The sequence below is a fragment of the Nocardiopsis dassonvillei genome (assembly GCF_964273065.1).
Lineage (GTDB): Bacteria > Actinomycetota > Actinomycetes > Streptosporangiales > Streptosporangiaceae > Nocardiopsis > Nocardiopsis dassonvillei_B.
The window spans coordinates 1,323,944-1,344,719 of sequence record NZ_OZ186815.1; the positions used below are offsets into that span (position 1 = coordinate 1,323,944).

Annotated in this window: 7 protein-coding genes; all 7 read right to left on the bottom strand. The window is 69.4% G+C overall.

The genetic code is table 11. The annotated features are described in order from the left end of the window. Positions 1–46 precede the first annotated feature (46 nt). The 7 genes from ACSUPR_RS06010 to ACSUPR_RS06040 all read right to left on the bottom strand — a co-directional run bounded on the left by ACSUPR_RS06010 (position 47) and on the right by ACSUPR_RS06040 (position 20,776). A complete protein-coding gene (locus ACSUPR_RS06010) occupies positions 47–6,748 on the bottom strand; it encodes a DEAD/DEAH box helicase (protein WP_436889969.1) in 6,702 nt (2,233 codons plus the stop codon). Between the two features lie 2 nt (positions 6,749–6,750). Next, entirely contained in the window at positions 6,751–11,724 is a 4,974-nt protein-coding gene (locus ACSUPR_RS06015; RefSeq protein ID WP_436891885.1) for a class I SAM-dependent DNA methyltransferase, read from the bottom strand. A gap of 2 nt (positions 11,725–11,726) precedes the next feature. Next, positions 11,727–14,588 (bottom strand): DEAD/DEAH box helicase, encoded by a 2,862-nt coding sequence (locus ACSUPR_RS06020; RefSeq protein WP_436889972.1) that lies wholly within the window; start codon positions 14,586–14,588, stop codon positions 11,727–11,729. 141 nt (positions 14,589–14,729) lie between these two features. Further along, positions 14,730–15,758, bottom strand: a complete 1,029-nt coding sequence (locus ACSUPR_RS06025; RefSeq protein WP_436889974.1) for a serine/threonine-protein kinase — start codon at positions 15,756–15,758, stop codon at positions 14,730–14,732. A gap of 166 nt (positions 15,759–15,924) precedes the next feature. Further along, a complete protein-coding gene (locus ACSUPR_RS06030) occupies positions 15,925–17,007 on the bottom strand; it encodes a hypothetical protein (RefSeq protein ID WP_436889975.1) in 1,083 nt (360 codons plus the stop codon). Beyond that, positions 17,007–19,955, bottom strand: a complete 2,949-nt coding sequence (locus ACSUPR_RS06035) for an AAA family ATPase (RefSeq protein WP_436889978.1) — start codon at positions 19,953–19,955, stop codon at positions 17,007–17,009. Before ACSUPR_RS06035 ends, ACSUPR_RS06030 begins: the two co-directional genes overlap by 1 nt. 77 nt (positions 19,956–20,032) lie before the next feature. Beyond that, positions 20,033–20,776: a hypothetical protein gene (locus ACSUPR_RS06040; protein ID WP_436889980.1), complete on the bottom strand. Its 744-nt coding sequence runs from the start codon at positions 20,774–20,776 to the stop codon at positions 20,033–20,035.

Sequence of the window (20,776 nt, forward strand, 5' to 3'; positions counted from 1 at the left end):
TTCGCCACCGTCGTCGGCGCCGTCATCGCCGTCGTCTTCGTCGCCGTCATCCGCGCCGCTCCCCGCCGGTCGGGGTCGGCGTTCCCTCCTCGGCCGCATCGGCAGCGGCACCGGTCAGTATCCGGAGCAGCTCGGACACTTCCCACCCGGTGGCCTCCCGGACGTCCCAGCCCTGGGCGGCGTACGCCTCGCCGCCGCGCTCGCGGTCCTCCTCGCCCACCAGGTCGGCGGGCAGCACGACGGCCGCTCTGTGGTCCGGCCAGGCCAGCTCGGCGGGCCATAGGCCGCCGTGGAGCTCGTAGCCGACCTCGGGCACCGGGGCTCCGCCCAGAGCGAGGGCCTCGGCCAGTTCCACCAGGCCGGGGGCCTCGGTGTCCACCAGTCCGAGCGCCTCCGTCCAGGCCGGGGGGACCTCCACGGCCGCGGGCTCCCCGGTGTGGGAACCTCCGGTGGAGGAGGTGACCAGGACCGGTGTGACCGTGTCGGACACGGTGCGGGTGAGGCGGGTGGCGGCCAGGGTGTCGCCGAACAGCTCTTCCTTCTCCCGCTCGTCCATGGGCCGCTGGAAGACGCTCTCGTCCAGGCCGACACCGCCGAAGGCGGCGAGCGCGGCGGCATCGAAGGCGCCCAGTCCGCTCAGGGCGAACTGGCCGCCGTCCATACCCTGCGCGGACAGGAACTGGAGCAGGTTGCCCCAGTACAGCCATGCCTTCCATCGCCGCCTGTGCGCCTTCTCGTCGGCGGTGATGACCTCGTTCCGGTCATCGAGGACCACGAACCCGCTCGGCACCAATGAGAAACGGGTACGAACCGCCAGCACCCGGCAGCCCGCGTCGTCGTCGCCGCGCAGGATCGCGCAGTCCCCGCCCTTGACCGGTGCGGGCATCGCGTCTCCTGCGAGGATGTCGGCGACGCGCGGGGCGAGCACGGCGGCGCTGCCCCTCGCCTGTTCGACGCCGGGGAACCCGCCGACCCCGAACACCGCCGCCGCCACCCGCGTGCCCCACGCCCCGTCGTCGGGGTCGGTGAGGTAGTCCAGCAGCATGCGCGCGGGGCTGACCCACACCCGCCGCTCCAGGTCCCGGGGGTCGCCGCCGGCGGCCAGCTTGCGGAACGCCTGCTGGGCGACCATCCGCCCCTTGGCCCCGTAGGGCTCCCACACGGGTGCGTCGAAGGACTTCTTGTCCTCCAGGACGTCCATGTCGTCCCAGGTGAGCTGGAAGACCGTGATTCCGTGGGCGCGCAGCCGGGCCCGCTTGTCCGCGTCCCCGGCGATCCGGTTGTGCTTGCGGGAGGCGTGGTACTCGTACCCGTCCAGGTAGACGGCCACCTGGTGGCCGCCGCCGTCGAGTCTGCGGAACACCGCGTCGGGGCGGGTGCCGTCGATGGTGTTCTGGAGGACGACCTCCCACTTGAGGATGCCGTGCCGCTCGGTGTCCAGGCGCAGCAGACCCTTCTTGCGGCCCTTCTCCTCCCCCTCCCTCCGGAAGGAGCGGTTCTCGTCCCCGGCGGCCCAGCGCTCCAGCGCCCGAAGGAACCGGCCTTCCAGCTCGCTCTCCACTTGGTCCCACAGGGAGATGAGCCCGGTGTGGGCGACGCTGTCGGTACGCCAGTCGTCGAGCAGGTCGTCGAGCATCTCCTTGGCGATGAGCCGGTCCGCCAGCGGGAACTCGCGGTCCTCGTCCACGTGGGCGAGCAGGCAGCGGTGGCAGGCGGCCCGGTTCGACAACTCCTCGCCGCAGGTGCAGTCCTGGAGGGCCTCGCGGGCGGCGGTGAGGACGGCGTGGATGCCCTCGGCCCCGGATCGGGGGTCGAGGTAGCCGCTGCCGCCGGGCAGGGTGTCGTAGACGACCAGGTAGCGGCGCCGGTGGCCGGTCTGCTCGTCGGGCATGGTGGCGATGACGGCGTCCAGGTGGTCCAGGGCGCCGCCGTACACGCGCGCGAAGCCGGCCATGAGCGCGGCCTTGAAGCTGACCATCCGCTCGGCGGTGTGCACGGTGGCGACGGGCAGCAGGATGCGCAGCGCCTCAGTGTGCAGGGTGTGCGCCAGGATCAGCGGGACGTGGTCGACGGCGTCGCCGCGCCGCTGCGGGCACCAGGGCCGGTGGTAGCCGGGCCGGGCGTCGTAGCGGCTGCCGAGCAGGTCGCTGACGGGTTCGGTGGGGTCGTCGGGAGTGGCGCCGCCGCAGGACCGGCACACCTGGAACGGGTTGACCGGCAACTGCTCCCCGGCGAAGGCGACCTGGGCGGCCCGGCTCCCGGCCCGCTGTCGGCCCAGGTTGAAGTGGCGCACCACCGCGTCGCGGGTGAACTCCACACCGAACGTCTTGGCCGCGTGCCGCCACGCCCCCGGGGCGATCTTGTCCTGGGGGATGTCCACGGCCACCGCCACCTGGTAGAACTCCCGGCGGCGGTCGTCGTGGTCGTCGCGGATGAGGGCGTCGTCGCGGCGGTCGCGGGCGCGCACCCGGGTGGGTTCGAGCACCTGGTGCAGGCAGCTGTGGTCGCCGATGAACGGGTCGCCGCAGCGCGGGCAGGGCGAGGTGTCGTTGGCGGCGTTGGAGGTGCGCACGTAGCCGCAGCCGGGGCAGACCCGCCAGGGGTGGAAGGCCTGCCGGGCACGGGAGCCGATGTCCAGGCCGTCCACGGTGTGCTGGAAGCCGCGCACGTAGTAGTGGTTGCCGGGGGCCAATTCGGTGAGGGCGACCCGGGCGGGCCGCTTGTACTCGCGCACCTCGGAGCGGTGGACGCGGTCGCCGTCGGGGCCCTCCTCGTCCCAGGTGAGGGTGGCCTCCAGTTCGGTGGCGCCGTCGATGAGGGAGTAATTGGGCAGCACCCCGTGCTCGACCAGGGCGCCGTGGGCTGCGGTACGGCCGATCTCGCCGATGCGCCGCTGCACGGCGGCGCGCTCGGCCTGGAGTTCGCGGCGGCGGCGCTTCTGGACGGGGTCGGACTCCACCTGGCCCAGGCGTCGGATCTCCTCGCCGACCACGTCGACGCGTTCGCGCAGGTCGGCGAGGCGTTCGTGCCAAGCCTGCTCGACCAGGTCGATCTTCTCCTTGATGCCGACGGCGGCGAAGTCCCGCAGCCGTCCGGCGGCCACGTCGTCCACTCCCTGCCCCGCCCCGGTGAACAGGGCGAGGAAGCCCTCCACCACATGGGGGCCGTGGGACAGGGCCGCGGAGGTGAACCCGCGCAACCACCCCAGCTCGCCGAACAGGTCGGCGGCGCGGCCGGGCAGCGCGGGCACACCGGGCAGCTCGCCGCGGGCGGCCAGGTCGAGCAGGTGGGCGACGTACTGGCGGCGCAGGATCTCCACCGCAGAGGGGAAGCTGCCGGGCGGTTCGATGCGCCCGGCGATCATGTCGAGGGGCTCTTGCAGGTAGTAGCGTTCGCGGGCGCGGCGGCCGACGATGGTGAGCAGGAAGGCGTTCCCGGCGTTGCGGCCGGTGCGTCCGGCCCGGCCGGCGCGCTGCACGTAGTTGGCGGGGCCGTGCGGGAGCGAGGCGAGGATGACGGCGGACAGGTCGCCGATGTCGATGCCCAGTTCCAGGGTGGGGGTGGCCGACAGGACGTTGGGGTCGTTGTACCGCTCCCCCTCCTTGAAGGCCTTCTCCACGCGTTCGCGCTGGGCTCGGGTGAGCTGCCCGGTGTGCTCTGCGGCGGTGATCCGGAACGGGTCGGCGTACAGGTACAGCTTGCGGTAGTAGTCGTTGCGGAACCGCGGGTCCTCGTCGACGCCCAGGGTGCCGCCGCAGCGGTAGCGGGGGCAACGGGCCCGCTCCCAGTCGGCCTGGTGCTCCACGGGCACGGTCTGGCGCCAGTTGCACACCGGGCAGCTCAGCCCGGCCTGGGGCGCGGTGTCGGCGTGCACGCCCTGGACGCTGATGTGCCCGGGGGTGAACCCGTAGACGCGGGTGGTGTTGTCGTCGGTGGAGAACCGGCCGATGACGCCCTCGTCGTGCAGCATCTCCAGCAGGCGGCCCAGGTAGCGGGTGGCGTCGTCGGCGGACACGCCCAGGCAGCGGGTGGTCCAGTCCTGGTACCAGGTGCCCTTTCCGGCGATGGAGTCGAACTCGCTGTTCTTCTTGGGCCGGTCCAGTAGGAAGCGCGGCGCGGGCAGCGCGGCCCCGCCCCAGGGCTTGGGGAAGGCGGGCATGCCGTCGGGGCGCTTGCCCCAGATGGTGCCGTAGCGCTTGGTCCCGGCGCAGGCGATCCACTTCTCCAGCCAGTGGTGGCTGATACCGCCGCGGGTGCGGACCCGGTCCAGCAGGCCGCGCAGGTAGCCGCGGAACACGGCGGTGTCGGGCACCCCGGTCAGCGCCTCGTTACCGTGCAGGAGCAGGTCGCGGGCGAGCCCGGCGATCCGGTCGGCGTCCCCGGGCCGGTCGGGGTCGCCCAGGCGCACGTGCGCTGCGGCGGTGCGGGTGAGTTCGAGGGTGCGGCCCTGGCGGGAGCGGAGCCCGAACTCCATGACGGCGGTGAAGGCGAGGCGTTCGCCGACCATCGTCCACTGTTTGTCGGTGCCGGTGCTCGTCCCGGAGAGGAGTTCGTCGATGCCCGGCTGGTCGTGGAGGTCGGGCGGGACCACGCAGGCCAGGAAGGCCGGGTCGTCGGCGCGTTCGACGGTGTCGGCGATGAGGTCGTTGAGGTCCTGGGCGAGCAGCGGGACCTTGTCGGTGAACTCGCGCCCTGTGTGGTCGGTGTCGGGGACGTCGGTGTAGAGCCGCTCGGCGAGCAGGGCGCGCGCCGAGAAGGTGTAGGAGCGGTTGGAGACGAACCCGGCCCGGTGGGCGGCGTCCTGCACCGAGTCGCTGAAGATCAGCGTCTTGGCCTTCGTGCCGCCGCGGGAGAGCTGGCCGCCGGTGAACAGCTCGGTGACGGCCACCGAGGCCAGGGCCGCCAGGCCCGAACCGAGGAACCGGGTGCCCTGGTCGGCGTCGCAGACGGGGCAGCGGTCGTTCTCGGCGTCGCGGAACGCCTCCTTGTCGTGGCGCACGTCGGTGAGGACGAACACCCCGTCGAGCTCCCCGGCGCTGTAGGCGGCGATGTCGGCGGGGGTGACCGGCCGGACGTGGGTGCCGGAAGAGTGCAGGACCCGCACCGTCTGGTCGGCGGTGGTCTCCGTCGCCTCCTTGAGGGTGGCGTGCATGAGCGGGCGCAGGTACCGCTTCTCGGTGACGGCCTTGTGGTAGATCTTCTCCGGCTGGGACACCAGGTCGCTGGGGGTGGACTCGGGCGAGACCGCCGCCCAGCCGGACCGGCCGCAGTGGCGGCAGTACACGGCGGGCAGGTGGGCGCGGCCCAGGGTGCCGGTGACGGTCTCACCGCCGGCGGGGGCGGCGGCCTCGCCGTGCCAGGTGAACGCGGGGCGATCGGAGACCGCGCGTAGCAGCCGGGAGACGGAGCGGACCCACAGGTGGGTCTCGACGGTGACCAGCGGGCGGTCGCGCTCCCCGTCGGGGACGTCGGGGTCGCGGGCGATGGAGAGCAGGGCGACGTAGCGGGACAGCGCCTCGGCGGTGAGCTCCGGGGTGCCGCGCAGGGCGCGGCCCCAGTCATAGGCGCCGTGGCGGGGCAGGCCCTCCAGGACCTCGTCCAGGGAGCGGACGGTGCCGTCGAGGATCTCCAGGACGGCGCGGGTGAGGATGTGCTTGCGGAGCAGGTCGCCGAGCTGCCTGGGGGTGAGGTCGTCGCGTTCGGTGAAGGCCCGCATGACGGGCTTCATCGCGTCGGGGTCGCTGTGCGGGTCGGGGAGATTGGCGACCCGGACGGGGTTGGGGAGGGGGAGGCCGTAGTCGAGTTCGTCCATGAACTCGTCGAGGTCGAGGCGATCCTCCCCGACGACGGAGTCCGGGCCGAAGTCCGTGGCGAAGACGGTGGCGGCGACCTCGCGGATGGCCCGGCCGGGGTCAGAGTCCTCAGTATCGTCCTGGCCGAGGGTGGCACTGGTGGCCACGGGGCAGATGTTGCCCAGGGGGCGGCCGGGGCGGGCGTTGCCGGTGGCGGAGGCCAGGCGGCGCAGCAGCATGGCGACGTCGGTGCCCTGGGCGCCGTCGTAGGTGTGGAACTCGTCGACGACGACGTAGGTGAGCGCGCTGTCGCGCCACAGCCGCAGGTCCTCGGAGCGCTGGAGGAGCAGGTCCAGCATCTTGTAGTTGGTGATGAGAATGTCGGGGCGCAGGCGGCGGATCTCTCCCCGGGAGGTCGCGACGCGGTCGTAGCCGGTGGCCGGGGTGTCGCCGATGTACAGGCCCGCGGTGACCTGGGAGAGGGCCGGGTCGGACTTGAGGTAGTTGTCGATGCGCTCGGCCTGGTCGGTGGCCAGGGCGTTCATGGGGTAGAGCAGGATCGCCTTGACGCCGGGGGTGCCGTTGAGGCGGGCGCGGCGGCAGTGGTCGAGGACGGGGATGAGGAAGGACTCGGTCTTGCCGGAGCCGGTGCCGGTGGTGATGAGGGTGGGCTGCGGGAGCTTGTCGAGGGAGGACAGGCGGGTGAAGGACTTGGCCTGGTGGAGGAAGGGCTTGAACCCGGCCGGGTGCCACTCCAGGTGCTGCTTCCAGGAGTCGGTGGAGGTACGGAAGGGCGTGCGGACGCGGAGGTAGGGGCCGCGGAAGATGCCCTGGGCGGGGTCGTTGAAGAAGGTCTCCAGGCCTTCACGGACGGGTTTATCGGCGAGCGCGAAGGTGGTGGTGAGGTACTGGGTGATGTTCCGGCGGACCTCGGCGGCGGCGAGGGTGGGTTGCACGGTCAGTCCTCCCCGGGGGCGGAGATGGCAGAGGCATCCGGGGCGACGGATGCGGGTCGCTCGGGCTCGGTCCAGGTGCCGTCACGCTTAGCGCGCTCCACGATCTCGGTGAAGTAGGCGTGCGCCTCGCGGTACTCACGCTCCCGGTCGGCCTTGTAGAAGGGCGCGGAGTAGCCGGCGGGGATGTCGGCAGGATCCTTGGTTCCCAGGTACTTCTGGAGCTGGAGGTAGTCCTCCTTCGTCTGCCCATAGCCGTAGGTGTTGTGATTCTTGGCGATCTTGCGCCCGTTAGCGTCGAACCACATCTCGGCCTCGTAATCGAACAGAACCGGAAAGCGGGAACGGTAAACGATGGCAAGCTGGTCGGCCGTGATCCCGAGCCAGACGGAGACGAGCGCGTCGAGTTCGACGAGGGCGGCACGCCGCTCGCGCTCAGTGCGAAGCGGTGAGGCGTACTCCCACTCAGGGGTGACCTCGCCAAGCGGGGCGAGATCCTCCCAGTCGACGGCCCAGGTCTGCTGCCGCCAGGAATCGTCGTACAACTCCTCCCACAGTGGCGCGTAGGCGTTGGTCAGGGAGTTCAGCCGCATTGTGCGCACAAGCAGCGCGGTTTCCAGGGGATGCCCAGGGGCCGGTGCGGGCATCTTGCTCGCCTCGGCAACCTGAAGATGCGAGCGCCCGGTGATACGTAGCAGATAATCGAGCGGCAGGGATGCCCAAAAACCAGCGTTCAGCACCGTGGTGCGGTTATCCTTCACCCACATCGAATGGACTGCATGCACGTGCGCAGGTCCAGGTGGGATCAGGGCAGCAAACAAACTCCTTTCAGTATTGAAAGGAACCATCACCCGCCAAGCCAAGCGATAAAACTTAGAATACCTCTCCCCATTCCACAAGTCTTGCATCGAGAGAAATTTTTCCACACTTGAAGCTCTCTTATAGTTACATGGTGGAACCTCGCCCTCACCCAGCTCAGAGATATTCCAAGGGGTCCAATCCTGCTGACTCCTGCATGGCACATTTGGAGACTTCGAATACGGATTCAACTGAGAGAAGTGAGGCCCTTGGATCACCACATCAGACCACGACTCCGGATTAAACGACTCCCATTCAATGAGCCCTTCTCTTTTGGCCACCATTTCATGGTAACCACTTGAAACGAAAGGACCAAAGCTCCCCAGGCGTACATCAACTCTGGCAATCGACTCAATCAGTGAGTCCTCACCAATGGAAACCGGATAAAGCAGAGGAGTGGACTCCGAGCGAGACTCCGAACCCTCGATCAGCGCGCTCCAGGACCTGAGCTTCTCACTGTCCACTCGAATAATCCTCCCCCCATGAGGGCGCAGATCCCACGACCCACCAATCCTCATGCCAGGAACAGGGCCACACCCATCATGATCAAGAGAAGGAACGACAACATTAGCACCGAAAAGCCAGTTCATGCTATCAAATTCCACATCCTTCGGGGCTCCGTAGATATGCACACCGAATTCCGCAGTTCGACTGATCGGAACATCAAAAGCCCAGTTCGAGACATTCATAAAATGAGCATGAAAGCGAAGCCTCAAATAAGACTCGTGCCTCAGGGAGGCCTCCCTGGAGCCACCAAAATGTGTGTCGGGATGAATTAGACCGGAAACCTTCGAATTGCCCCACGAGCGACACATGAAAGCCCTATAGAGATCAGGCTGCGTGCCAGCCAAAAGCGTATATGATTCGACTCCAGAGAGAAAGCCAGAGAGAGCAGAAATCGATGCCAATTCTCCCAGGCAGGAAGAAACCGCCCGAGGCGACTTGAGAATCATTTCCCTTCTCTTACCCAGCAAGGAACCGCCCACTAGCACAAACCATGGATCCACCTCAGCAAGTACAGCGCCTTCCTCCCACTTCGGTCTCACCCATGGCGGATTTCCAACCTGGATGTCGAATCCTTCCCCGACTTTAAAAAGGTGAGCGAACTGGAGTTCCCAGTGGAAGAACCCGTGGCCACGGGCAAGCCTCTCCACTTCGTGTAGCCAGGGAAACCTCTCCCCCAGCAGCTCTGTCTTCATGGCCCCCAGAGCCCCGGGCAAGTTCTCTTCTTGCAGGTCCAGATCCTGGAGAGAGGTGATCTTCTCAGCGAAAAGCGAATCCTTGCCCGCATCGTGCGAACCCAGAACCGCCTCGGCAAAGGCAAGCCACCCCTCCAGGTCCGCCATGTTCATGCTCTTCGGAGCCGCAACTTTCTGGGCATTCCCGGCCGAGCTGGCCTCCAGAGAACGGTCCAACCCCTTATAGACATCGTCACTGCCGTCCAACAGCCCGGCTTCCTGCACCGGCCAGAACCACAGCGCACACCACGCATCCATCACCGTCTTCAGCCGCCAGTACGGCTTCCCGACGGCTTCGAGGTTCTCCCGCACCTGCTCCCTGGAGATGGGGTTCTCGGGCTCGTCAATCCACTCGGCTCCGTACACCTTGATCCACCGACTGATCTCCCGCTCGGAGAGCTCCAGCCTCCGCACGACGAAGTCCCACCAGTACTCCACCCTCCGCGACAGCGCCTGCAATCGCTTGAGCTGGGTCGCCTTCCCATTCCCGGCCTTGGGGCGCTTGCGGATCGACCTACGCCAGGCGTTGAGCTTCGCAGTGTCCTCCGGCGCCAGCTCCTTCGCCACCTTCTCACCCGCGACGCTCCCCCACCCCTGCGCGGGCAGCAGGAAGTGGTGGATGTACCCCTCCGGGATCTCCCCGTCCCGGAACGGCACGTCCTTCGGAGCGCTCTTCAGCCACTCCCCGCTCTTCACCTGCTCCGGCGAGTACAGTCGCCGCCCCGCCCCCACCAGCGAGTTCCCCCGCCGCAGGTGCAGCCCGAACCACGGTGCCTGCAACCCCGGGTGCATCACGTTCAGCCACAGCGACACCTCCGCCAGCTCCACGGCGGTCTCGTTGAGGTCCACCCCGTAGGCCCGGTGCAGGGCGATGTACGCCTTCACCTTCTGAAGCTCCAGCGCGTAGCGCTCCGGGTCCAGTTCCTCCCCGCGCTCCTCCTGCGCCCGCTTCAGGTACTCCGCCGCGACCTGGTTGATCGCCTCGTTGAGGAACGCCCCCGAGCCCAACGCGGGCTCGCAGATCGTCCACTCCAGCAGCTCCCGCGCCGGGGTCCGCTCCCCGTTCTGGTCCAGCCGCTCCCGCAACGTCAGCTGCACCGTCAGCCGGGTCAGCGACTCCGGCGTGTAGTACGACGCGCTCGTCTCCCGGTCGCGCCCCGCCAGCCGGTACACGAACTGCCCGGCCCGATACTTGCGCCGGTCCTCCGTCGGCCGCCCGTCCTCGTCCAGTTCGGGCACCCACACGTCACTCGGGTAGTCGTCGACCTTGGACTCGGGCACCAGCCACGACCCGTCCCTCGGGTCGCCGTTCTTGGCCGCCTCGTACAGGGTCTCCTCGGCGATGCGCCCGGTGTAGGACATCAGCCCCTCGTACACCGCGCCCAGCTGGTTGATGCCGAGCTGCGCGTAGGAGATGAACCCGCCGCGTCCCTTCTTGCTGCCCCGGGACAGCATGAGCATCCGCAGCACCCGGTGCAGCGCCGCGTTCCGCAGCCGGGTGTCCAACCGCGGCATCTCGGGCTCGTCGGGGTCGTCGTCCGGGTGGACCAGGCTCTTCCCGATCAGGTGGGTGCGCGCCGGGTCGAACAGGTCGGCCTTGAGCGGCTCGAACCGCAGCCCCTCCCCCTCCGACAGCCCGGCGGCCTCCTCCTCCGACAGCACGTACCCGCGCTGGTTGTGCCCCTCGTTGACCATCCGGAACAGCAGGTCCAGCGACTCGTACAGGTGCGTGCTGAGCCGGGCCTCCTCCCCCTGGAGGTCGTTGACGACCAGGTCCCCGAGCCGCGCCATGCTGTACCCGCGCACGTACGCCTCGTCCTTGGCGGGCACCACGCCCAGCTCCGGACGGGCCTCCGCATACAGCAGGAACAGGATCCGGTACAGGTAGCGCAGCGACTGTCGGGCCAGCTCGTCGGCGAAGGTGCGCCCGGTGCCGGTGTCGATGGCGTGCGGGCTCACCTTCTGCTCGCGCAGCCGGTCCAGCACCTCGTTGGCGATGATCTCCACCGAGCGCTGCAGGCCCTGCCGCAGCTCCTTGGACACCCCCACGGCGTGCTGGTGGCTGGACTCCACCAGTCCCGCCAGCGCATCGCCGCTGCCGTCCTCCGAGGGCAGCAGCGCCTCCGCGCCCAGCAGGGCCGCGATGGTGCCCAGCTCGTCCCGATCATTGCGGCCCAGCGCGGTGTCCAGGCTGACGCCCAGGTACCGACCCTCACCCCACACCGCGCGGTCGGCGAGGATCACCACGCCGCCGACCAGCACCAGCACGTAGCGCAGGCCCTCCTCCCGCGCGAACAGCCACGACACCAGCTTGGCGCCCAGGTCGACCGACTCGCTCCCGCTCAGCCGCACCGGGTCGAGCAACCACCCGGCCCCCGCCGGGTCCATGGCGGCGTCGACGTCCGGCGCCCAGCCGCACTCGATCGCGGCGACGGTCGGCTCGTGCAGCGCCAGTCGCACCTCCACCGTGTCCTCGCCGTGGGCGAAGTGCGCGGTGAGCGGCTCGTCCTTGGGGCTGTAGCCCAGGGCGGTCAGCAGCTCGCGGTGCAGCCGGTGCAGGCGCTCGGCGTGTTCGGCCGCCTCGCCGTCGCGCAGCCGTTCCCCGCCTTCCAGGCGTTCGGCGACCTCCGCCAGTGCCGGGCGCTCGTCGAAGTACGCCGTCCGGTAGCCGATCAGCCCGGCCCGCGGGGTGACCCGTCGCCGCCGGCGCTCCTCCTCGGTGGCGTTCGGGTTCTCGCGGGCGGCGGTGACCCGGCGGGTCTCCTCGGCCTCGCGCTCGCCCCACTCCTTGAAGACGCCCTTCCTGAGGGTGGCGGGCAGCACTTCGGCCAGGTAGTGGTCGGAGAAGTACTCTCCCCGGTTGATCACGGAATCGAAGCCCATGTTCACTCGCCGCCCTTCACCACGGCCAGGACGCGCAGCAGGGGTTCCCCCACGGTCCGCATCTTCTCCACCAGCCTGCGCTGCTGATCCGCGGTGTCGCGCACCGCTCCACGCTTGTTCTGAGCCCGGGGGTCCTCGCCCAGCCCCTCCAGGGCGAGCTGTTCCCACTGCTCGACCCGGTTCTCCGAGGCCGCCAGGTCAGCTTCGATCCGGGCCGCGTACTCGCCCTGCCGCTGCTCCAGGTGGGCGGCGGCTGTGCGGACCGCCGCCGGGACCAGGGCCTGAACGTCCGCCAGGTCTCCGCCCCGTCCGGTGTTGACCATGCCCGGTCCCACTCCGGCGGTCTCCAGCACCGCGAACATGTCCAGTACACGCGGTGTGTCGGGCAGGCCGGTCACGGCCATCCACTCCACCACCGTGGGCTGGCCCAGCGCGTTGGAACAGGTGCCCTGGATGAGGAATACCGGCTGGTCCACCTTTCCCACCAGCACTGGCGCCCGGCCGCGCGGCATGCGCACCTGCACCTTGTCGACCAGCCATTCCACCAGTGGGTGCAGGTCGGTGACGTACCCGGTGTCGGGCCAGGTGGTCCTGGTGGCGCGGGCCTCGTCGAGCCTGCGCTGCGCGTGCGGAGCGTCGAAGGTCACCCGCAGGCGCTCCATGACCTTGTGGGTGCGCAGGTAGTCGGCGGGCAGCGCCTTCAGCCGCTGTTTGAGGTCCTGGGGCGGGGTGAACGCCAGCACCTTCTCGTCGCCGCCCAGGTCCAGGCCGGTCCCGACGACATCCAGGGCCGAGCGGACGAACTCCTCGGTGGAGCCGAACAGGCGCGGCACCGGGGCGGTTTCCGGCGGCCCGGAGCCGTCGTCGACGAAGTCCCCGAAGAACACGTCGTCGTCCCAGCCGTCGCCTGAGTCCTCCCGGTGGGAGGCGTCGATGGACTCGTCCACGGTGCGTCCGGCCAGCAGGTCCAGGACCAGTCGGTCTTCCTCCTTGTCCGCGCTGTACAGGCCGGTCTCGGCCTGGGCGGTGCCGAGGTTGCGGTGCACCTCGGCCTCGCGCTCCAGCAGGCGTTCGGTGACCTTGGTGTCGTCCACGGCACCGTCGGTGGCGGAGGTGAGGATGAGGGCGCGGAACTGCGGCTCGTGCTCCTGGCCGTAGCGGTCGATGCGGCCGTTGCGCTGTTCGATGCGGATCAGCGACCACGGCAGGTCGTAGTGCACGATGTGGTGGCACTGGCGGTGCAGGTTGACGCCCTCGGAGGCGACGTCGCCGGTGATAAGGACGCGGACCTTGCTCTCAGACAGGGCGAAGTCGGCGATGACCTCCTGCTGCCGGGTGTCGGACAGGCCGCCGTGCATGAGGGCGACCTGTTCTCTGCCCAGGCCCAGGGCGGCGGGCAGGTGCTCGTGCAGCCAGGTGAGGGTGGGCACCGACTCGGAGAAGACCACGACGCGGGTGGGGCTCTTCTTGGCCACCCCGATCTCCTTGAGCTGGGCGACGAGGCCCTGGAACTTGGCGGAGGAGGAGGTGTCGATCTTCTCGGCCAGGTTCTTCAGGGTGGTCAGGGCCGTGTACTCGCGGTCCTCGCGCCCGGGGCCGGTGGTCCCGTCCGCCCCGCCCCCGTTCCCCGCCGCAGCGGCGCGCTTGCGGTCCAGGGTCTTGAGCCGGTTGCCCGCGGTGGCGGCCAGCGCCCGGTGCGAGGACAGGAACGCCTTGAGCAGGGTGTACGGGAACAGCCGGTCCTTCTTGGTGACCACCGGGCCGTCCTGGCGGGCGTCGCCGGCCAGCCACACCTGGGCGAGTTCGGCGAACACCGCCTCCTCGGCCGGGGTGGCGGCCACCCGCACCGGTACCGACGGGCCCCGGTCGGGCCACTTGTCGCCCATCTCCGCTCGCACCTCGGGGTTGACCTTGGTGCGGCGGATGTAGAGGTGGCCGATCTGCTCGGCGGTGTAGGCGGTGGGGTCGGCGATCGCCGCCGGGTCGAGCAGGTCGATGAGCTGGGCGAAGGAGGCGGCATCACCGTTGTGCGGGGTGGCCGAGGCCAGCAGCAGCGCGTCGGTGTGCTCCGAGAGCAGGCGGGCGAGCCGGTTGCGCAGGTTGCCCTCGTTGATGAGGTTGTGGGACTCGTCGATGACGACGGCGTCCCAGTGCATGCTGCGCAGGTGCTGGCCGTACTTGCCCTCGTTCTTGAGGGTGTCGATGGAGATGATGACCCGCTTGAAGAACAGGAACGGGTTGCGTCCGGCGGGGATGTCGCGCTGGATGCGCTCCAGGCCCACCGAGTCCAGGCGCACCAGGGGGATGGCGAACCGGGTCCACAGCTCCTGTTGGAACTGCTCCAGCACCTGCTGCGGGGTGACGACCAGGATGCGCTCGCCGCGGCCGCGGCGGATGAGCTCGGCCAGGGTCAGGCCGATCTCCAGGGTCTTGCCGAGGCCGACCACGTCGGCGATGAGCACGCGCGGGCGCAGGCCCTTCAGGGCGAGTTCGGCGGGGCGGCGCTGGTAGACCTTGTCGTCGAGGAGGAACCCGCCGGCCATGGCCAGGCGGCGCTCCGACTGCGGCAGCGGGGTGCGGCGCAGCACCGACTCCAGGTAGAGGCGGGCGTCGGCGTACCCGGAGGAGGTGTCGTGGACCAGCTCGGTCTCCTCCGGGAGCAGCGTGGTCACCTCGTCTATGCCGGTGAAGAAGAACGCCTCCTCTCCCCGGACGAACTCGGACACGCCCACCACGCGCAGCAGGTAGCCGTCGTTCTCGGTGGGGGTGCAGGTGCGCACCATCCACTCGGCGTCGCGGACCACGACCCGCGCCCCGGCGGCGTAGGGGGTGTCCGCGCCGTGGTCTGCGCTGTCTGTGGTCACTGCACGGGCCTCATTCTGTTCACGGTGTTCACGGTCGTTCTGTCGCGTGTGTCCTCTGTGTCCTCACAGATCACACGCGCCGCTCCAAGAGACGGTTGACACACCCGGCGCGGGTTCGCGGCGGGCCGGGCCGGCCGGGCCTCAGGCGGCGGGGCGGGCGTACCCGCGGCGCAACCGGGCGGCCACCGCCGCGGCGCGGCGAACGCCCGTCCCGACCCGGGTGGGGGCCGCGGTCGGCGCGGGCCGCTGTGTGCGGCGCTCCTTCGGTTCCCTGCCCGCCACGTCGGGGATCTCCGCACCGGGAAGGTGAGTGCGCTCCGCGACGAGGCGGCGCGCCCCGCCCGGGGTCAGTCCCAGCACGGCCAGGCGTTCGGTGAGCTGGAGTCGCACCTGGACGAGCGGAGGCCGGTCCTCGGGGTCGACGGACAGCAGCGCCCGCAGCAGCGGGGCCAGCTCCGCGGGCACCCCCTCCAGGTCGGGGGCGACCTCGGGGTCACAGATCGCGTGGCGGACGGCGTGGTCGGTCGGTCCGGTGTAGGGGTGGCGCCCGGTCAGGGTGTAGGCCAGTACCGCGCCCAGGGCGTAGACGTCGGCCGCCTCGGTGACCTTGTCCGCGGCCCCGAACTGCTCGGGTGCCATGAACAGCGGGGTGCCCATGTGGGCGCCGGTCACGGTGAGCTCCCCGCCCGCTCCGCCCATGGCCACCAGCCCGAAGTCGATCACCAGGGGGCCGGTGGGACCGAGCATGATGTTGGACGGCTTGAAGTCGCGGTGCAGCAGTCCGGCGGCGTGGATCGAAGCGAGTGCGTCGGTCACGCAGAACGCGAGCGCGGTCCCGGTCATGGCGTCCAGCGGGCCCTCACCCTTGACGTAGGCCGACAGGTCCAGCCCGGACACGTACTCCATGGCCAGCCACTGCGGGTCGTCCCCGGGCACGGAGTGCGACACCAGGCCGGCGGTGCCGGGGCCCTGCACCATGGCCAGGGCAGCGGCCTCGCGATCGAAGCGCTCACGCAGTTCGGACTGGTCGCTGAGGGCCTCGCGCATGGTCTTGACGGCGACCGCCGTCCCGTCCGCGGTGCGCCCCGCGTAGACGATGCCCATGCCGCCGGTGCCGAGTCTGCCCAGGATCGCGATGTCGCCCAGGGTCCGTGGGTCGTGGTCTTTCAAGGGTTGCACTCGGAACCTGCCTTCGCACCGGTGGGCCGCGGGTTCGGGGGCTGCGGGAACGGCCGGAAGGCCCAGCGTAGCGCCGCCCCCGGGGACCCCGTACCGGGACCAAAGTCCCCTTCCGGGCGCAGGTGGCGAAGCCCGGTGCGGGAAGCTCCTCTGTCCCTCATCTGAAGGCCTCCCCCAGCCGGCGGGACAGGCCGATCGCCTCGGGCCACCCGGCATGGACGAACACCCCGATGACTTCGCGCAGAGCGGTGAGCGAGTCCGGTTCATCCATGATGTCCTCCCAGAATTCCGCGAGGTAGCGGGCGCACAGGGCGATCGTCTCCCGCTGTGCCAGCGAGTCGTAGGCGTAGGGATCACCGACGTGGACCGTACCGCGCAGGCAGCCCAGAACCGCGCGCGGGTCCTGAGGGGCGAGGCAGGCGAGGGTCTTCACGATGTCGTGCACGATCGAGGGTTCACGGAAACCGGTCAGCCCGCGCAGGATCGGGAGCACGTGCGAGAGCAGCCCCTCAGGCGGCTCGGAAACCCGTGTATGCGGATCGCGGTGGCCCTCCGCCGCCAGGTGGACGGTCGTGCAGATCTCCGAGGCCGTGAGAAAGGCCTTGCGTAACTCCTCGGAGCCCGGCTCGGCCTCCAGCCGGAGCCGCTCCACGGCGGCGGTGGCCGTCAAGAGCAGCCCTGCGGCCCTTTCCCGGACCTCCGCGTCGCCACCCGCGAGAAAATCCCTGACCAGCAGGAGAGCACGGTCGCACACCTGAGATTCAGTCGGTTCCCCGAACCATGACGAGGCCAGGGACCGCGCGTTCGGGGTTCCTCTGTGCAGGGCCAGGAAGAGAACGATTTGAACGAAGCCGTCTATGAACATGATGTCCACCTGGGCGCCCTCGTCGTCGAGGGGCTCCAACCACGGACCGAAGGCGGCGTCGTAGACGACTTGGTCGACCAAGCTCGGGAATTCGTTGACGAAACGGCCGAGCTGCACCGCCAGGGTCCCCCCAACCTCGAACACCGGTTCTTCCTTCAACCGCCTGTGGATCATGTCGAGTGCTCTGGCCGGATCGGGGTCCAGCAGGGATGCCACCTGGGCGGCGAACAGGCGGCACGCATCGTCCCGGTCGGCCGAGAAAGGGAACAGGTCGGCTCTGAGCCGTTCTCCTTCGGCCGACCGCCAGGCGTCACACCCCAGAAGGACGGCCAGGCCTTCCACCGCATTGCGCCGGGACGTGTTCGACCACGACATCACGGGCTTTCTCCCTCCCTACCCGACGCTGATCCGATGACCTGCCGGAACACCTCACAGATCCGACGACCGAGTTCCGTCTCCGGAGCGACGCCACCGGAACCGGCCAGTGCACGGGCGGCTCCCACCACCACTTCCGCGGCCGGGTCGTCCCGATCCGGGAACATGCGCTCCATGAGAGAACGATCCCGAAGCGCTTCGGAGAGCAGCTCGATGAGTTCCGCGAGCCACGCCTCATCCCTCTCAGCCTCAGACCGAGCGCGGAGGCCGTCGAGACGCTCCACCAGTACCAGCCGCTCCGGACCGAGCTGAGCGCATACGTCCTCGCCGAACTTCTCCTGCGGAGTCAGCGACCTGAATCCAGTGGTGATCTTCCAGGAGGACACCTCGGGCGGTTCGTCCAAGTGATCCACGATCTCCCGGCGTTCGGCCAGCGAAGGGTTGGTCAGCCTCGTCCCACCCAGGTACAGAACGAGTTCGTCCAGGACCCGTAGCAGGTCAGGGCCGCCGTCAGGAGCCGCAGTCTCGGCAGCCGCCTCCACGGCCTCCTCCAGACACCGATGCTCGTCATCCGTGGCCTTCGGGCTCACCGCCCCCAGGAGTGCCGCGGCCTCGCGGCGCGTCACCGTGTTGGCGAGCAGGCCTCCGGAAGAGAGCAGTATGACCGCGGCAGTGCTCCACAGGTCCACGCGTTCCCGCATACGGATCATCGTCCGGTTCCAGACGTCAGGGTGCCGGACGTGGCGGACCAGAAACCGAACCGTGGTGTGCGTACCGTCGACACCCGTCCGCTCGGCCCAGTCAAGCAGGGCGTCGGTCATGTTCCCGGCGGCGCCGTACCCGCCGGAGTGGCGCAGAGAGGCGAGACCCACCAGCACCAGCCCCTCTTCCCCCTCGGCGAGCAACCGGTAACGGCACTGCTTCTCGGCTTCGGTGAAGTACGCCTCCCGCGTGGCCGTCGCCAGGACACGGCAGGCCGCCTCGATCCCGATGAGGGGGATGAGCCTGGGGAAGACCTCGCCGACCTGGTATCGGACCCGGGTGAAATCCTGCTCCAGGTTGCTGCTGAGAGAGAGGACGCCCGTCAGCAGGGGTGTCATCTCGTTACGGTCCCCGGTCAGCCCCCATACGGTCTCCACGAGTTCGGCCGCGATGGCCGGAGCGGCATGTGCGATGTCCGCGGCTCCGACCACACACCAGTAGAAGACGTCGGGGTTGTGTTCGCGGGTATGCGGATCGTGCATGATCCGTCGCACCAGGTCGCCATGGCCACTATCAACGGCTACCGCGACGGGCAGGCTCTGGGATGCCGCCGCGGCGAGGCGGGCACGGCCCGCCGTGTCCTCAAGGGCCGTGGTCATCAGGGCCGCGACGCATGACGCCCGCTCGTGCGCCCGGACCGCATCGGGGCTCAGGGGTTCCAGTCCGTCCAGAGTCCGTAGGATCCTCTGGAGCAGGTTGACCGTTCGAGGGCGGAAGCCCCCGTCCAACCGCTCTGCGAGGACGACGGCCATCGAGGTCCAGATCTCGACCGATCGCTTGCGGATGTGCGGTTCCCCTCCGGTGTCCTCACCGAGGACACCGATCACCAGGCCGATGCCCTCAGCGTCCCCGGGAGCCTCCTCCGACGTCAACCAGGCGATGTCCGCCTCCGACCGGGACCGGACCACCACGACCGCTGCGGCCGCGACCCCGACAAGGATGTTCTCCGACCGGACGAGTCGTCGGAACAGTCGGGCGAACTCCTCCCGTGTGGGGTCGATGTCCCAGGTCTGGGCCAGGTGCAGGTCGATGGCGGGGCGGGCGATGAAGACCAGGTTGGGCTCCGCGTCGAGCAGCTCCGCCAGTACGGACCCCTCCTCGCCTACGAAGACCAGCTGCGCGACCGCGTAGTCGAAGAGGATGTGGTGGGGGAAGGCCACCGAGGGGACGGCATGGGCGTAGCGCGAGGGGATCGGTCGCAGGACCCCGTTCCCGGAGAGTTCGGCCATCGCCTCGCCGTGACCGGAGGGCAGGTCCGCGGCGCTGATCTGGAGCCGGCGCCGGTCCAGCATCAGGCTGCACACGTCCTTCAGCAGCCGGATCCGGTCGAGGCCGCCGTCGTTCGCGACGCGCGCGCCCCAGTACCGTTCGAGCAGCACAAGCTGGTCGGAGGGCTCGGCGGCGCCCTGGTCCCAGGTGCCTTCCGCGAGCAGGTCACAGGTCAGGTAGAGGTTGAAGGGGTTGGCCAGCAGCTCCCGGAAAGGCGGGGCCGCTTGCGCGAGCACGGTCCCCAGGCCCGGGATCCGGCCCGCGGCGTCCTCCAGTTCGGCCGCGGTGAACCCGTCGGCCAGGAAGTGCCGCACCCCTTTGAGCGCCTCGACCCGGTGCCGGGGGTCCGAGGAGACAGGCGTGCCCTTGAAGGCCGTCTTCCAGCGTTCGTTGTGGGAGATGTCGTACAGGCGGGCACTGGCGACGACCCGCCAGCGGGTGCCGTCCAGCCGGGCGACGATGTCGGACAGCCAGCCCAGCGCCTCCCCCCGTTCCCCGTCCAGTGAGTCGATCATCAGGTGGGCCGGCTCCTCTCCCGTCCACTCCCTGAGAACGGTGTGCAGCGACCGAGCGAGCTTGCCGGCGACGTGCCCGGCGAACGATCCGGCGTCCAGCAGCACCACGTCCTGCCCCCGGTCGCGGTAATGCCGGGCCAGGCCGCGCATCAGCGCGGTCTTGCCGATGCCGGGTTCTCCGGTGAGCAGGAAGCCCTGTTCGGCCCGGACCAGTTCGGGGAAGAGCGCCCGCTCCACGGTGACCCCGCCCTCCGGTGAGGGCAGGGACAGGTGGCGGGCCATCAGGTCGAGGTTGGCCTCGGTCTCCGCGCGCAGTAGGGCCGTATCGAGTTCCCGGGAGCCGGGTGCGACGTTGACATCACCGTTGACCGTGCCCACCTGCAATGCCGTGCCGTGGTTCACGCCTATGGAATTCGTGACCGGTCCGCTGTGCCTTCGGTGCGCTCCGCCTGGCCCCGTGTGGATCCGCCCATCACTGCTCATGCGCTCGGCCACCTCTCGCGCAGCCGGTCCGCCAGGTCCTGGTGGTCGAAGTTCTCCAACATCTGGACCAGGGTCTTGAGGATCGCATCCCTCTCGTAGTCCTGTGCCTCGACCAGGAGCGCGTCCAGAATCGGATCGACGACAGCCGACCGTCCTCCGTCCTCCGCGTCGACCGCGTCACCGGTGGTGATCATCAGGTCGAGAGCCTCCCCCGCGCGGGCCACCTCGCCGAGGCGGTCCCGGTGCTGCTCGAACCACCACACCCGGGCGACGATCGGATCGCACAGCACATCCCGGCGCAGCTCATCGACACGCCCCATGCACGCCTCGTGCTGGGCCCGATGCACCTCGGCCCGGTGCCCGAGGCGTTCGCGCTCCCGTTCCAGGGCCAGATCCTCGGAGTCGGCGGAGAGCTTCACGACCACGGCGATCTCACGGACCGCCTCCTGGCCGAATACCCCGTTCTCGATCAAAGCGCAGGCGATATCCGCCTCCGCCCGCCCCTTGTCACCCAGGACGTACCCCGCCGAGTGATCGGAGGCCGATCGGATGATCTCGCGTTCGATCCGGGCCAGAGACCGCACCCGCCGGGCCCTGTCCGGGCTCTTCCACGAAACCGTCACTTCGAAGGTCGCCTCGAACCACATCCCATCGGTACAACTGGGCAGACGGACCTCGAAGGTGTGCGTCTCAGCGGGCTCTTTGAAAGCGATGCTCCAGGAGGGGATCTCGTTTCCCAT